The organism is Nocardia sp. NPDC058058 (assembly GCF_042885355.1).
In the GTDB taxonomy this organism is placed as follows: Bacteria; Actinomycetota; Actinomycetes; order Mycobacteriales; family Mycobacteriaceae; genus Nocardia.
The window spans coordinates 1675158-1689105 of the sequence record NZ_JBHVSA010000002.1; the positions used below are offsets into that span (position 1 = coordinate 1675158).

Genomic DNA, 13948 nt, shown 5'->3' on the forward strand with positions numbered 1-13948 from the left:
CGCGCCTGCCTATTTCATCCAGTCGGGGGTGATGGGCAATCCGTGCGAGGCGCGGTACTCGGCAATCGCCTTGAGATTGTCCAGTTCCAGCTGATGCCCGGCGGAGAACATCTCCCAGAAGTCGCCGACCCAGACCTTGCGACCCTCGGGTGCGGCGTCGGGGTAGGGATTCCGGTCGTAATAGGGGTGGTGGCAGTTTGTCCACAGCACCACCGAACCGGGCTTGTCGAACACCAGTTGCGCGTCCACCACCCGCATCAGATAAATCATCCACAGGTGTTTGCCCTGATCCCAGGCGCAGTGGTAATCCACCGTCATGGCATCGGGATTGGCGACCGTGCGGGTGTAGATCTTGGTGTTGGGGCCGAGCCGGTCATACGATTCCCACAGCCCGGGTTCCGCGGTTTCGGTGAAACCGCGCAGGCTGTACGTCCACTCCTCCAGGGACCTGGTATCGGCCAGGTATTCGTAGAGGTCCCGGGGCGGGGCGTCGATATAGCCCTGGACCGGGCAGTAGTCGCCGAAGATCTGGTCGTGTGGATACACCGACCGGAGCATCTCCAGGATGACGGGTGTGGTGGCCTCGCGATCGGAATTCTCGATCCGCAGCAGTCCGGGCACCACCCCCTCGGGGATATCGCTGAGTGCGGGCAGGGCGCTGGTGGTCACGATTACCTCCTCGGTGCCGTCAAAAACGGCGTGAAGGGCGGGATTTCGTCGGGATCGCAGTCGACGGCGATGAACGACGGTCCGGAACTGCCGACGCAATGCCGAAGGGATTCGGCGAGCTCGGCCCGGCTGTTGGGTGCGTGTGTGCACAGATCCGGGAACATGGCGGACAGACCGGCGCCCGGATACGCCGGCCGAAATCTGTTGAAGCTGTAGCGATCCCCGTAATACAGCTGTTCGCGACTTATGCACATGGCATGTGCGTTGTTGTTGAAGACGATGAAGGTGATCGGCAGCCGATGTTCGACGGCGGTGTGAATCTCCATGCCGTGCATGAAGAATGCCCCGTCACCGGCGATGACGAAGGTGCGCCTGGTGCTCCCGTCCGCACGCTCGTGCCGGGCGAACGCCGATCCGATGCCCGCGCCGAACGCGTACCCCATACCGCCCATCCCCAGGGCGACCGTGAAGCGGCCGTCGCGCGGTAACCGCAGGTGATGCACCACGGCGGCACCGGTGTTCCCGGCATCGGCGAATACGTCCGCACCCTCGGGCAGTGCGGCGTTGATGGTTTCCACGACCTCGCGATAGCGCAGACCGGGGCCGTCGGACGGCGGCACCTCGAGTGGTGTGAGCATCCCGGTTTCCACAACCTGTGGAGCGTTGTCCACAGCCGGTGCGGCGAACGGCCGCAGGATGGAAATCGGTGCGGGTGTGGATAATTCGCCGAGCAGCTCTTCCAACGTCAGCGCCAGATCGGTGCTGCGGGCGTGAATCGCGGAGAGGAACGGCACCTCGGCCCCGATACTCGCGACCGGCACCTCCGCCAGCGGCCCCTCCAGCCCCGCCCGCGCGGTGACCGGCATGCGGGTGCCGATGAGCAGGCACAGCGTGGCGCGATGCAGCGCGTCGATGAGTTCGGGATGCCCCATGCTCCCCGCGATCCCGCAGAATCCGGGATCGCCGTGGTGATAGACGTCCTTCGCGTCCGGGGCCACGCCCACCGCCGCGTCCAGCAGCGTCGCCAGCCGGGCCAGTTCCGGGCGGGCGGCATCGCGCGCGATCTGATCACCGGCGATGATCACCACCTTGCCGAGCTTGCGGGCCGCCGCGATGGTTTGTAACACCCGGTGCAGGCTCTCGGCATCGCGGCGATAACCGCGCGCGGGCGGCGTGAAATCCGCGGCCGTGAGCTCGGCCTGCTGAATATCCTTGGGCAGCAGCAATACCGCCGGTCCGCCCTGGTGCAGGGCGTCGAGCGCGCGGGTCAGGTGAGCGGGCAGGTCGGCGGCCGCTTCGACGCGCGCACAGTAGTGCGAGATCGGCGTGAACAGCCGGACCGCGTCGAACGCCCCGGCCCGCCCGCTCGTGTCCTGAAAGGCGCCCTTGCCCTCCAGAACGGTCGGTGGCTGCCCGATCAGGGCCAGTACCGGAACCCGGGAGGCGAACGATTCGGCGAGCCCGGCCACCAGATTCACGGCACCGCCCCCGGAGGTCGCGCACACCACCCCGAACCCGGACGTGGAGCGCGCGTACCCGTCGGCCATGGTCGCCGCCGCGAACTCGTGTTTGGCCACGACCGCCGTCACCAGTTCCCGATGCTCGAAAGCCGCATCGTAGAGATCCTCGATATTCGCGCCGTCCACCCCGAAGATATGCCGCACGCCGACCTCGGAGACCGCTCTGACCAGGTAGTCCACCACCCGTGTTCCGTTGCGCATGAGGCGGCTCCTTTCGGTGCCTGACACCGGAGTCCCGAGTCTGTTACCCGAGATACGAGACCGAGCCGTTGCCGGTTCAATCGGTGTGCCCGTTCAGGGGGTTCGAAACATCCCTTGCCATGTATGTATACGTCTACGTATAGTTGGCTCATGCCGAACAAGACGATCTACGTATCCGATGAGGACCTCAAGCTGTTTCAGCGCGCGCAAGAGCTGGTGGGGGGAAATCTGTCGGGGGCGATCGTGACGGCGCTGCGGCGTTTCATCGAAATCGAGGAAGGCCGCCAACAGGGCTACGACGAGGTGGTCCTCAAGGTCGGCAAGGACGGGGTCCGGCAGATCCGCTTCTCCGGCGTCCTGCTGACCGAATGGCACCAGGTGGGCAACGAGCGCATCGAAGACATCCGGGTGTACCGCACACGCAAAGGCGCGTACGCGGTGCACAGCCACTTCTCCAACTGGAGTGAATTCCCCGCCGACACCAACATCCTCAAGGACTGGAAGCAGTGGCGGCGCTTCCTCGGTGTCGGCGAACAGGATTGGGGCGACTTCGATTTCGAGGTCGTCGAAACCCTCGAGGAACTGAAGGGCAAGATTCCCGACCGCCTCTACGCCCGCGTGGTCGACGCCTCCGACCACTCGAATATCGAAGAGCTCGACATCTGATCATCGGCTAGCCCGAAAGTACTGCGACACAACTGAATAACCCGCTTTGTCCGCACGCCTCGGCGGACACGGCTCACCCGACGCATGCATTCATGCATATCAATTGATGAGAGGGACACCCATGAACGACCACCGCCCCCCGGCGATAGCGGTCACCGGCCTGTGCAAATCCTTCGGCGACCAGATAGTCCTGGACCGCATCGACTTCAGCGTTCCGCAGGGCAGCGTCTTCTCCCTGCTCGGCCCGAACGGCGCGGGCAAGACCACCACCGTGCAGATCCTGTCCACCCTGATCAAGGCCGACGGCGGCGAAATCGGCGTCGGCGGTTACGATCTCGCGACCCAGCCGGACGATGTTCGCTCGGCGATCGGGGTCACCGGACAGTTCTCCGCCGTCGACGAACTGCTCACCGGCCGGGAGAACCTGCACCTCATGGGTGACCTGCATCATCTGCCGCGCGCCGAAAGCCGGCGCATCGCAGCGGATCTGCTGGAGAAGTTCGATCTGGTGGACGCCGCGGACAAGGTCGCGTCCAGCTACTCCGGCGGTATGACCCGCCGCCTGGACCTGGCCATGACGCTGGTCGGTAATCCGCGCATCATCTTCCTGGACGAGCCCACCACCGGCCTGGATCCGCGCAGCCGCCGCGCCATGTGGGACATCATTCGCGAACTGGTCGCGGGCGGCGTCACCATCTTCCTGACCACCCAGTATCTGGAGGAGGCCGATCAGCTCGCGGACCGCATCGCGGTACTGCATCAGGGGCGACTGGTCGCCGAGGGCACACCCGATCAGCTCAAGCGCCGCGTGCCCGGCGGCTACGTCCGGCTCGATTTCCACGATCGTGACGAATTGACCGCCGCCGCAGCCGTTTTGGGTAATGCCGCGCAGGTCAACGGTGATCTCACCCTCGCTGTGCCGAGTGACGGCGGGGTGCGCTCGGTGCGCGAGGTGATCGACCGCCTCGATGCCGCGCGCATCGAACCCGCGGGCCTGTCCGTGCACACGCCCGATCTGGATGACGTCTTTCTCGCCCTCACCGGCGGCCACTCGACCGATAAGAAAAACGCCCGATGACCACCATGGCCATGACCATCGCCGATTCCAAGACCATGCTGCGCCGGAATCTGGTGCACGCCAAGCGTTATCCCGCCATGACGGTCAGCCTGCTGATCATGCCGATCGTCATGCTGCTCATGTTCAATTACATTTTCGGCGGCGCGCTGAAGGGCGCGACCGGCGGTCAGAAGTACATCGAGTATCTGACGCCCGGCATGATGCTCATCATTCCCGCGTACATGGTCGCGGGCATCGCGGTCTCGGTCTGCTCGGATATGACCAAGGGCATCGTGAATCGCTTTCGCACCATGCATATCTCGCACTCGTCGATGCTGACCGGGACCGTGCTGGGCAGTCTGTTGCAGGGCCTGGCGGGTATCGGCGTGCTGACCGTGGTGGCGCTGGCGCTGGGCTTCCGCTCCCATGACGCGGGCGTGCTGGAATGGCTGGCCGCGTTCGGCCTGCTCGGGCTCACCATCTTCGCATTGAGCTGGGTCGGTGCGGGTTTCGGCGTGATCGCGCAGAATCCGGAGAGCGCCAGCAATATGCCGACCCCGATCATCATGCTGCCCTTCCTCGGCAGCGGTCTGGTGCCCACCGACACCATGCCCGCCGGGGTGAAGCAGTTCGCCGAATACCAGCCCTTCACCCCCATCACCGAAACCCTGCGCGGGCTGTTGATGGGTACCGAGATCGGGCACAACGGCATTCTCGCGGTCGGCTGGTGCGTACTGCTCGGCGGCGTCGGCTACTTCTGGTCGACCTCGGCCTTCCGGCGCAAAACCAGCTGAAACAGTCGAAACAGGCACTGCGCGAAGCGAAGACGGCGCACCCATTCCGGGTGTGCCGTCCTCGTGCGTTCAGACGCCCGCCGCCAGCAGCACCTTGCCCGACGCATTGCGGATCTGCACCGTCTTCACCTCACCGGGCAGGGCAGAGGTGGTGCCGTCGGGCGTGAACACCTGACCGGGCTTGGCCGTCCACTCCGAGAGTTTGGACTGCGTCCCGTCCGCGCGCACCACCCACATCGACAGCTGCCAGGCGTAGGTGTCGTACTCCCCGGCCGCAGGGTAGTTGCACCACATGTCCACGCGCGTAGCGCCATTCACCGACAGCAGCTTGTAGGTCGCCACGATCGGGGTGTCCACCTGGGCCTGTAGCGCGCCCTGCGCGACCACCTGTTCGATCGCCGGGCGATCACCGACGACCGCCGCCGTCACCGGCACCGCGATCACGGCCGCCGCCGCGGCCGCCGCCACCGCACCACCGAGTGCCAGAAACCTGCGCCGCCGTTGCCTTTTCGCCGCCTGACCGGCGATCGTGGGCAGCAGCCGATCCGGGGGCGGCGGTACCGCGGTGGCCGGATCCTGCTGTCCCGCAATGGAAAGCGCGGTATCGGTATCGACCAGCGCGAGCAGACCCGGCAGTCCGGCCAGCTTGGCCACCGCCGTGCGGCAGTGTTCGCACCCGGCCTGATGCTCCTCGTACTCGCGGCGCTCGTCCCGGGCGAGAGCGCCGAGCACGTACGCGCCGTCCCACGTGGTGTAGCCGTCACAGAGGTCGTGGCCCTCCGTCATCTCGTCACCCCCATCTCCTGTAGCACCAAACGCAGTGCCCGCATGCCGTAGTGCATCCGGGACTTCACCGTGCCCTCCGGAATATCCAATTCCCCCGCGATCTGCGCGGTGGACAGGCCCCGGTAATAGGCGCGGACGATGACATCGCGGTGATCGATGCTCAACCGGGCCAGCGCGTCGGCGACCAGCCAGCCGTCCAGCGCGCGGTCCGACTGATCCGGCGTCGGCTGCTCCGGCGGATGATCCGTACGGAACTCCCGCCGGGAGCGGGCGCTGCGATGCTCGTCCACCGCCAGATTACGGGCCACCGTGAAGAGCCAGGCCCGCGCCGACGTGGTGGACTGATCCAGCACATTCGGCCGCTGCCATGCCCGCAGCAGCGTCTCCTGCACAATGTCCTCGGCCCGGCCGGGATCGCCCACCAGGCCGAACGTGTATCGCCACAGTGCTGCCGCGTGCTCCTCGTAGAGCACTTTGAGCAACGCCGCCTGGTCGTCGGGCATCGGTCACCTCCGCACCCTTCACGACACAGACCGTGTCCACGGTTCAGATCAGTTTCGTTCCAATTCGATAGGGTGCGTCGCCAGCAGCGAGAGCGGCAGCGGCTGACGGCGCAGCACCTGCGCCCAGAGATCGACGCGACCCGCCAGCGGGTCGCTCGGCAGCGCCGAGAGCACTATCCAGTCACCGCGATCCAATTCGCCTTCGAGTTGTCCGAAGGTCCAGCCGGCGTATCCGGCGAAAATTCGAATGCCCTCCACCATGGGGGCGATCGCATCGGGATCCGAATCCAGATCGACCAGGGCCACCCGGCCGTCCACCCGGCGCAGACCCGGCACCTTGGTGAAGGTGACACCGACCTTCACGGTCGCCAGGCACAGCGCGGCATCGCGTTTCACCGGGCCGCCGAGAAACAGCGCCCGCGGGGATGCGGCGAGATCCGCCCAATTCGGTAGCACGTCGTGAACGGCGGTATCACTGGGCCGATTCAGCACCACACCCAGCGTGCCCGCGTCGTTGTGTTCGATGATGTACACAATGCTGCGCCGGAAGGATGCCTCGATCAGGTCCGTCGCCGACACCAGCAGAGTGCCAGGGCGAACCACCTGATCCTCATGCCGGAATTCGCGTCGAGAACGGTCACCGTGTTCCTCTGCGCGTGCCACCCAGCCATCATCGCACCGCCGCACCACAATTGCGTGGCCAAATTTGGGACGTGCGCAATTACGCCGTCGCCACCTGGTCGCCGCGGGTGAAAACTCGCCCTGCGGACCGCGATCCAGGCGAGCTAGGGTGGCGGCATGGAACGGCCCGAGGTTGTCCTCGAGAACAGCGACGCGGTGTACGACTTCTATCGTGATCATCAGCAGAATCTGCTGAAGTCGCGGGCGGCGTACTGGCTGCTCGGGCGGCGTTATCGGCCGCGCATCTCGTACGCGCCGGGTGCGCGGGAGCGGCTGCGCGAGTTGATTTCCCAGAAAAGGCCGCTGCTCATCGCGGTCAACCACCTCTCGCAGCTGGATCCGTACACGGTCGCCGCGGCCGCCTGGTACAGCGCGCTGCGGCCGGTGATCGGGCGGACCCGGGTGCTGGCCAAGGACGAATTGTTTCTGGAACCGAAGCTGCGCGCCCGCATCGACATGATGGGCGGAATACCCGTTTTCCGAGGTAAGGACCATGGATTGCGCGCGGTGAACGCGGCCGGGCAGCGCATGATCGACATCTGCGCCGAGCGCATGGCGCGCGGCGACGGGGTGGCGGTGTTCCCCGAGGGCACCTGTAATGACGTCGATCCGGCGCAGGTGCAGGCGGTCGGAACCGGTATCGGGCACATCGCCTTCCGGGCCAAGAAGCTCGGCGCGGATCCGGTGCTGGTGAGCCTGGGCCTGAGCTACGGACCGCGTGTCGACCCCAGGGTGGAGCCCACGAAGGAAGAGGCCAAATCGGCCAGCTTCTATTTCGGTGTCCCGGTACCCGAACTCCCGACCAAACCCGCCGAGATCACCCGCATCGTCCGCGACGAATTGCAGACCGCATTGGACGGCGCGGTAAAGGCGTACTGAGCCCACACCCCCCGGATCCGGTTACTGCTGCGGCAGATTCAACCGTTCCCGCGACCAGTGCGGGACCAGCGCCAGGTACTCCGGCCGGGATTCCACGAAATGGTGCACCATCGGACACAGCGGCAGAATCCCGAATCCGGCATCGCGAGTTTGATCGAGTGCGCCCTGCACCAGTTTGCGGCCGTACCCCTGGCCCTCGTGCTGCGGATAGATTTCGGTGTGCACGAAGGCGCGCTCGTTCGCGGTGTCCTGATACGCCGCGACACCCGCGAGCATGCCGTCCACATACAGCTCGAAGCGATCAAGTTCGGCATTCTTGCGGACCTCGACAGACGCGTTCGACTCACTCGGCATAGTTCGACGCTAACGCGTTTGCCAGGCTATTTGTCCGTATCTGTATTACACGGCTTCGGGCGTGTCGCGTACCCGCCGGACCGCCGCGCGGGCGTGCGGATGCCGTACCGGCGAACAATGATCACACTGTGGAAATGACACACGCCGGACCGCGCCGGGTGATCCTCGCCCCGGATAAATTCAAGGGTTCGCTGACCGCCGCCCAGGTGGCCGCCGCGCTCGCCGCGGGCATCGAAAGCGCCGCGCCCGGCACCGAAGTGAAGCAGCTGCCCGTCGCCGACGGCGGCGACGGGACCGTCGACGCCTTCCTCGCGGCGGGCTGGGAACGGATCGCGCTCACGGCTCCCGGACCCACGGGCGCACCGGTGGCCACCGCCTACGCCCGGCGCGGCGGCATCGCGGTGATCGAACTCGCGGCCGTGGTGGGATTGGTGAAACTGCCCGGCGGACAACCGGATCCGCTGGGCGCGAACACCTACGGCCTCGGCGTCGTCATGGCGCACGCGCTGGATCACGGCGTGCGCGAGATCGTGCTCGGGCTCGGCGGCAGTGCCTCCACCGATGGCGGCGCGGGCATGCTGGAAGCGCTCGGCTTGCGGATTCGCGATGGGTTCGGCACCGAATTGCCCTGCAATGGAACACTTCTCGGACTGGATGACCGGGTGGATCGCAGTGGCCTGCATCCTGCGCTGGCGGATACCCGCATCACCCTCGCCAGCGATGTGGACAACCCGCTGCTCGGTCCGGACGGCGCGGCCGCCGTCTACGCCCCGCAGAAGGGCGCGACACCGGAGCAGGTCGCGACTCTCGAAGCGGCCCTGTCGAATTGGGCGATTCTGCTCGGCCCGGAATGGGCGGATAAACCGGGCGCTGGTGCGGCGGGCGGCACCGGATTCGGGGCCATGGCCGTACTCGGCGCGGTCCCGCGCTCGGGCATAGACGTGGTGCTCGACCTGGTGGATTTCCCGGCCCAGCTCGCCGGAGCCGATCTGGTGGTCACCGGCGAAGGCTCCCTCGACACCCAGAGCCTGAATGGCAAGGCCCCCATGGGCGTTGCCACCGCCGCCCACCGCGCCGGAGTCCCGATCGTGGCCGTCGCCGGACGCGTCCAACTCACCCCCGACCAGCTCCACGCCGCCGGATTCACCGCCGCCTACGCCCTCACCGACCTCGAACCGGACCCGGCCCGCTGCATGGCCGACGCCGCAGAGTTGTTGCAGCGGATAGGGGAGCAGATCGCGCGGTGAATCCCCCCGTCATTCCGGCGCGCTTTTGGCCGGAATCCACTTGAGCCGCCGGGGCGCAGGTGGTGTGGATCCCGGCCAAAAGCATGCCGGGATGACGGGGGGGTGGTCAGATCGCCAGGGCAGGGGTGGTCAGATCGCCAAGGCCGGGGCGCGGCCGACGAGTTGGTCGCGGTGGTCGTTGCCCCACTTCTCCAGGGTGCTCAGGGCGCGATTCAGTTCCTGGCCGATGGGGGTGAGCGAATACTCCACGCGGGGTGGGATTTCCGGGTAGATCTCGCGGTGCACCACGCCGCTGGCTTCCAGGTGGCGCAGGTTTTCCGCGAGTACCTTCTCGCTCACCCCGGAGAGCAGTCGGCGGATCTCGCCGAAGCGCTGCGGGCCCTCACCCAGCGCCCACATGAGGTGCATCTTCCATTTCCCGCCGACCACATCGATGGCAATGGACATTCCGCACACCTGGTGATCCGTGTCACCCGAATCCAGCACCGCGTCCTCCTGACCGTATTTCGAACCTCGAGGTAAGCAACCCCACTCGAACGTGCGGTCTTCCCGGGGTCGTCGATCGAGGCCATATTCGAATCCGTCGCCGATAACCGTTCGGCGCGAATTCGAAGGGACACACCATGTCTGAGCAGCTACGTTCCGTTTCCGTTCTGGGCCTTGGGCCGATGGGGCAGGCCATGGTCCGGGCGCTGCTGAAGGCCGGGGTCGAGGTGACCGTGTGGAACCGCAGCCGCGCCAAGGTCGACGCCATGGTCGAGTTGGGCGCGAAGCCCGCCGCCACCGTCGCCGAGGCACTGGACGCCAACGCGGTGTCGGTGCTGAGCCTGACCCACTACGCCGCCATGTACGACGTGCTCGGCCAGGCCACCGATCACCTCGCGGGCAAGGTGATCGCCAACCTGTCCTCCGATTCCCCCGACGCGGCGCGCAAGGGCGCGGCCTGGGTGCGTTCGCACGGTGCGGAATTCATCTCCGGCGGCTTCATGTCGGCGGGCGACAATATCGAGCATCCGGCCTCGTACGTCTTCTACAGCGGTCCGCGGGAGGTCTTCGACGCGCACGCCGACCTGCTACGCCCGCTCAGCCCGCAGGAGTACCTGGGCGCCGATGACGGTCTGGCACAGGTCTTCTACCAGGCGCTGCTGACCATCTTCCATCCGTGGATGCTGGCCTACGACCAGGCCCTGGCTCTGATCGCCAACTCCGGCAACGATATCGACCGCTTCGTCCCGTTCGCCCTGCGCTCGAACGAGGCGTTCCCGTTCTTCATGACCGATTTCGCGGCGGCCGCCAAGGCGGGCGGCTGGGGCGACCGCTCCCAACTGGCCATGATGGACGCGGGCGCGCAGCACATCATCGACGCCAGCGAGGAGGCGGGCGTCGACGCCACCCTCTCCCGTACCGCGCAGTCGCTGTGGCGCAAGGCGATCACGGCCTCGGACGAGAGCGGCGAGGCCGTGCCGGTCTACCGGGTGCTGCGTGGCCGGGCCTGAACGGTTCAGCGGGTCGCGAGGAATTCGATCGCGGCGGCGTAGCCCTGGATGCCCATGCCTGCGATGACCGCGGTGGCGATGGGGGAGACGAACGAGTGGTGCCGGAACTCCTCGCGCGCATGCACATTGCTGATGTGCACCTCGACGATCGGCACCTCGGGAATCACCAGGGCATCGCGCAGGGCGACCGAGGTATGGGTGAGGCCGCCGGGATTGATGACGATCCCGGACTCGACACGCCGGGCCGCGTGAATCCGGTCGATCAGCGCGCCCTCGGAGTTCGACTGGAAGGTGTTGACCTCGCGCCCGAATCGCTCGGCGGTCTTGTTGCACAGCGCGACGATGTCGTCGAGCGTGTCGGTGCCGTACACCTCCGGCTGCCGGAGGCCGAGCATATTCAGGTTCGGCCCATTCAAAACGAGGATCGGACCCAGGGTGTCAGCCATGGGTCCGATCCTATTGCCTCGCTGCGATAGGCAGGCTCAGAGCCCGCGCGGGCCCTCCGAGCGCAGGTCGTCGACCTTGCGCATGGCGCCGCGGAGTTCCTCGAGCCACTCCTCGGCGTGCTTGCCCGCGAGCTTGACGGTCCAGGCCAGGGCGTCGGAGCGGGAGCGGGCGACACCGGCGTCGATGAGGGTGTCCAGGACTTTGCGCTCGGGCTGGCGGAGCCGGGTCATGACCGGAACCGCCAGGTGGGTGAACAGGATTCGCTCGTCGCCGACGCGGACGCCCCAGGCGACGCTGCGGCCGTAGCGGGCCTGCGCCTCCTGCGCGATCTGCATGCGGGCGGCGCGGGTGGATTCCCGGAAGCGGGAGACCAGGCCCTCGCGGGTGGCCTGCGGTACTTCGGCGGGCGCGTCGGCCGGTGTGTCGGCGTCGGCGGGTTCGGTAGCGGGGAGGGGGAGTTCGCCGACCACGACGATTTCGTCGCGATCGATATCGAGGGTTGCGGGGCCGGTGAACCACTCCGCTGGCAACCTTCCGGCGAACCAGTCGGAAGCGTCTGCGGCGTCGGGCAGGTCGGCTTGCTGCCAGCCGCCGGGGCGGCCGAATTCACGTCCGCGATGTCCGTACTTCATGGCTGTCACTCTCACTTGCTGTCTGTAGTTGTAATTCTGATTACAACGTTACGTTCATTCCGGCCGATTGGATTCCGCTCTCGGAGAACGGGGTTCGACACGCGGTGCTGCGCGATTGCGCAACCGCGTCATCGGATAGGACTGGACGGTCTGGTAGAGGCGCGAATACGCCAGGGGCCGTAACCGACCGGTGATCATGTAAGTGGTCTCTGCTGACCGAAATCGGCACTATGGTGGTGCTCAATACGTGTACGCCTGGTGGAAAGGTGGCACCGCGGGTGGTGTGAACGCGGTACCGTGGTCCTGTTGCTGATGTGGCAAGAGTGAAGAGTGGGCGATATGGATGTGTGGGGATCCCGCCGCTTCCGGATTCGTGGCGCGATCGTGCTCGCGGTGGTGCTGGCTATCGCGATTGCGATGGGGTCGTGTGCTTTCCGGGAACGGTCGACCGGTGCGGAAGCGATAGTCGAGCGATTCTCCAGCCTGCTCGACAAACAGGACTATGAGGGCGCGGCGCGGCTGACGTCCTACCCGAACGGTGCTTCGGCAACGCTGAAGCAAGTTTTCAGCGGGCTCAAACCGGGTAAAGCCGACTACCAGGTGACCCAGTTCATCGGCCTCGACGGCAATACCGGACTGTTCAGCATGACCGCCGCCTGGAACTTCGGCGAGAAGCGGGACTGGAAATACGATCTGCAGGGCACCGTCCGCAAACTCAGTGTGGGCTGGCGCATCTCATGGGATCCCGCCCTGGTCATTCCGCAGCTGGACAGCAAGCGCACCGTGAAACTCGTGCGCACCTACGCCACCCCGGCCCCGCACGTCAATGACATCGTCGGCGCTCCGCTCATGACCGAGCAGACCATCAACGTCATCAAACTCGATCCCAGCAAGACCGGCGATCCGGTCGGCTCCAGCAATGCGCTGGCGGCCGCCATCGAACCGGTCGCGCCGCTCATCACCGGACCGGTGCTGCTGCAACAACTGTCGGCCTCACAGGGCAAACCGGTCGTCGCGGTCAACCTGCGCGACGGAGATTTCAATATCCTCGAGGACCGGATGGGCGCGATCCCCGGCGTCGTCATGGAGAAGCAGCCCCGGCTCATCTCCGCGGACCGTCGCGTCTGGTCGCCGCTGCTGGACTCCATGCGGAAGGTGTGGCAGGACAACAACGATGCCCGCGCCGGATGGGGCGTACAGCTCTTCGAACCGGACGGCAGCTTCGTCACCCAGCTCGCCGGAGAACAGGGCCCGCCCGGACCGGATATCCCCGGCACCATGGATCAGCGCCTGCAGCGCGCCGCCGAGGACGCCGTGGTCAGCTACGGCACGCCGTCCTCGATCGTGGCCATTCAGCCGTCCAGCGGCGCGATCGTCGCGGCCGCGCAGAACAGCCAGGCCAGCGAGCACGGATCGGTCGCCTTCACCGGGCTGTACCCGGTCGGCGGCATGATCGAACTCTTCAAGAATATGGCCGCGCTCACCAAACAGAAAGCGCCACAGGACATTTCGGTCGGTGACGCGGCCGAGGCGGCGAGCCAGCTCGGCGTCGGACTGGACTTCAAGGTGCCCGGCCTGGACGAGACCACCGGCCGCCTGCCCACCGGCAAGAACGCCGCCGAACAGGTCGGCCGCGGCAATGCCGCCGACTCCCTGCTGGCCAGCCCCTGGGGTATGGCCATCGCGGCCGCCGCCATCGCCAACGGCCAGGTGCCCAAACCGATGATCACCATCGGCGTGCCCGCCACCACCGAGGCCGATCTGCCCGCCCTGCCCGGCAATGTCACCGACCGGCTGCGCACCATGCTGCACGACGGCGCGGGCGCACCGGAACTGGTCAGCCTCAACAGGTATCAGGGCGTGCAGGCGTACGCGGCCACCGCGGGCAATAACGGCTGGCTCATCGCCACCATGGGCGATCTCGCCTTCGCCATCCACATCGACGATATCGATGCCCCGGACGCGACCGCCCGCATGGCGGCGCGCCTGCTCCAGTCGCTCGCGACTCCGGATTAG

At 66.5% G+C, this 13948-nt stretch carries 16 protein-coding genes; 7 read left to right on the top strand and 9 right to left on the bottom strand.

All coding sequences use genetic code 11. The features are described from left to right. Positions 1 to 9: 9 nt before the first annotated feature. Complete coding sequence (locus ACFVUS_RS22380) at positions 10 to 669, bottom strand: SRPBCC family protein (protein WP_387769271.1); 660 nt, start codon at positions 667 to 669, stop codon at positions 10 to 12. A 2-nt stretch (positions 670 to 671) separates the two neighbouring features. After that, entirely contained in the window at positions 672 to 2390 is a 1719-nt protein-coding gene (locus tag ACFVUS_RS22385; protein ID WP_387769274.1) for a thiamine pyrophosphate-binding protein, read from the bottom strand. 150 nt (positions 2391 to 2540) lie between these two features. On the opposite strand from ACFVUS_RS22385, the gene ACFVUS_RS22390 reads away from it, so the two are divergent. The 3 genes from ACFVUS_RS22390 to ACFVUS_RS22400 all read left to right on the top strand — a co-directional run bounded on the left by ACFVUS_RS22390 (position 2541) and on the right by ACFVUS_RS22400 (position 4907). After that, complete coding sequence (locus ACFVUS_RS22390) at positions 2541 to 3056, top strand: EXLDI protein (protein ID WP_387769277.1); 516 nt, start codon at positions 2541 to 2543, stop codon at positions 3054 to 3056. A gap of 121 nt (positions 3057 to 3177) precedes the next feature. Next, positions 3178 to 4134 (top strand): ATP-binding cassette domain-containing protein, encoded by a 957-nt coding sequence (locus tag ACFVUS_RS22395; RefSeq protein WP_387769280.1) that lies wholly within the window; start codon positions 3178 to 3180, stop codon positions 4132 to 4134. Further along, a complete protein-coding gene (locus ACFVUS_RS22400; protein WP_387769283.1) occupies positions 4131 to 4907 on the top strand; it encodes an ABC transporter permease in 777 nt (258 codons plus the stop codon). Before ACFVUS_RS22395 ends, ACFVUS_RS22400 begins: the two co-directional genes overlap by 4 nt. A 69-nt stretch (positions 4908 to 4976) precedes the next feature. Here ACFVUS_RS22400 and ACFVUS_RS22405 read toward each other — a convergent pair whose 3' ends face one another. Genes ACFVUS_RS22405 through ACFVUS_RS22415 form a run of 3 tightly spaced genes read right to left on the bottom strand, consistent with a single transcriptional unit; the run spans position 4977 to position 6859 of the window. After that, positions 4977 to 5693, bottom strand: a complete 717-nt coding sequence (locus ACFVUS_RS22405) for a zf-HC2 domain-containing protein (protein ID WP_387769286.1) — start codon at positions 5691 to 5693, stop codon at positions 4977 to 4979. Beyond that, entirely contained in the window at positions 5690 to 6196 is a 507-nt protein-coding gene (locus ACFVUS_RS22410) for a sigma-70 family RNA polymerase sigma factor (RefSeq protein ID WP_364636462.1), read from the bottom strand. The genes ACFVUS_RS22405 and ACFVUS_RS22410 overlap by 4 nt, the downstream gene beginning before the upstream one ends. Positions 6197 to 6244: 48 nt before the next feature. Beyond that, positions 6245 to 6859: a YqgE/AlgH family protein gene (locus ACFVUS_RS22415; protein ID WP_387769289.1), complete on the bottom strand. Its 615-nt coding sequence runs from the start codon at positions 6857 to 6859 to the stop codon at positions 6245 to 6247. Positions 6860 to 6994: 135 nt separating this feature from the next. On the opposite strand from ACFVUS_RS22415, the gene ACFVUS_RS22420 reads away from it, so the two are divergent. Continuing rightward, positions 6995 to 7756 (top strand): lysophospholipid acyltransferase family protein, encoded by a 762-nt coding sequence (locus tag ACFVUS_RS22420; RefSeq protein WP_387769292.1) that lies wholly within the window; start codon positions 6995 to 6997, stop codon positions 7754 to 7756. A 21-nt stretch (positions 7757 to 7777) separates the two neighbouring features. Here ACFVUS_RS22420 and ACFVUS_RS22425 read toward each other — a convergent pair whose 3' ends face one another. Next, positions 7778 to 8110, bottom strand: coding sequence for a GNAT family N-acetyltransferase (locus tag ACFVUS_RS22425; protein ID WP_387769295.1), 333 nt, complete (start codon positions 8108 to 8110; stop codon positions 7778 to 7780). Between the two features lie 134 nt (positions 8111 to 8244). Here ACFVUS_RS22425 and ACFVUS_RS22430 point away from each other — a divergent pair, with 134 nt between their 5' ends. Continuing rightward, positions 8245 to 9357, top strand: a complete 1113-nt coding sequence (locus tag ACFVUS_RS22430; RefSeq protein WP_387769298.1) for a glycerate kinase — start codon at positions 8245 to 8247, stop codon at positions 9355 to 9357. A 129-nt stretch (positions 9358 to 9486) separates the two neighbouring features. Here the strand turns inward: ACFVUS_RS22430 and ACFVUS_RS22435 are convergent, their stop codons facing one another. Next, a complete protein-coding gene (locus ACFVUS_RS22435) occupies positions 9487 to 9843 on the bottom strand; it encodes a winged helix-turn-helix transcriptional regulator (protein WP_387769301.1) in 357 nt (118 codons plus the stop codon). A 137-nt stretch (positions 9844 to 9980) separates the two neighbouring features. Here ACFVUS_RS22435 and ACFVUS_RS22440 point away from each other — a divergent pair, with 137 nt between their 5' ends. After that, the gene (locus tag ACFVUS_RS22440; protein ID WP_387769304.1) at positions 9981 to 10853 is read left to right on the top strand and encodes an NAD(P)-dependent oxidoreductase; all 873 of its coding nucleotides are present in this window, start codon (positions 9981 to 9983) and stop codon (positions 10851 to 10853) included. Positions 10854 to 10858: 5 nt separating this feature from the next. On the opposite strand, the gene aroQ is transcribed toward ACFVUS_RS22440, so the two are convergent. Both aroQ and ACFVUS_RS22450 read right to left on the bottom strand, forming a co-directional pair. Further along, on the bottom strand, positions 10859 to 11299 hold the full coding sequence (gene aroQ, locus ACFVUS_RS22445) for a type II 3-dehydroquinate dehydratase (protein WP_387769306.1): 441 nt from the start codon (positions 11297 to 11299) through the stop codon (positions 10859 to 10861). Between the two features lie 36 nt (positions 11300 to 11335). After that, the gene (locus tag ACFVUS_RS22450) at positions 11336 to 11932 is read right to left on the bottom strand and encodes a hypothetical protein (RefSeq protein ID WP_387769309.1); all 597 of its coding nucleotides are present in this window, start codon (positions 11930 to 11932) and stop codon (positions 11336 to 11338) included. Positions 11933 to 12271: 339 nt separating this feature from the next. Between ACFVUS_RS22450 and ACFVUS_RS22455 the strand changes: the two genes are divergently transcribed. Continuing rightward, positions 12272 to 13948 carry an NTF2-like N-terminal transpeptidase domain-containing protein gene (locus tag ACFVUS_RS22455; RefSeq protein WP_387769312.1) on the top strand — a complete coding sequence of 559 codons (1677 nt, stop codon included), beginning with the start codon at positions 12272 to 12274 and terminating at the stop codon, positions 13946 to 13948.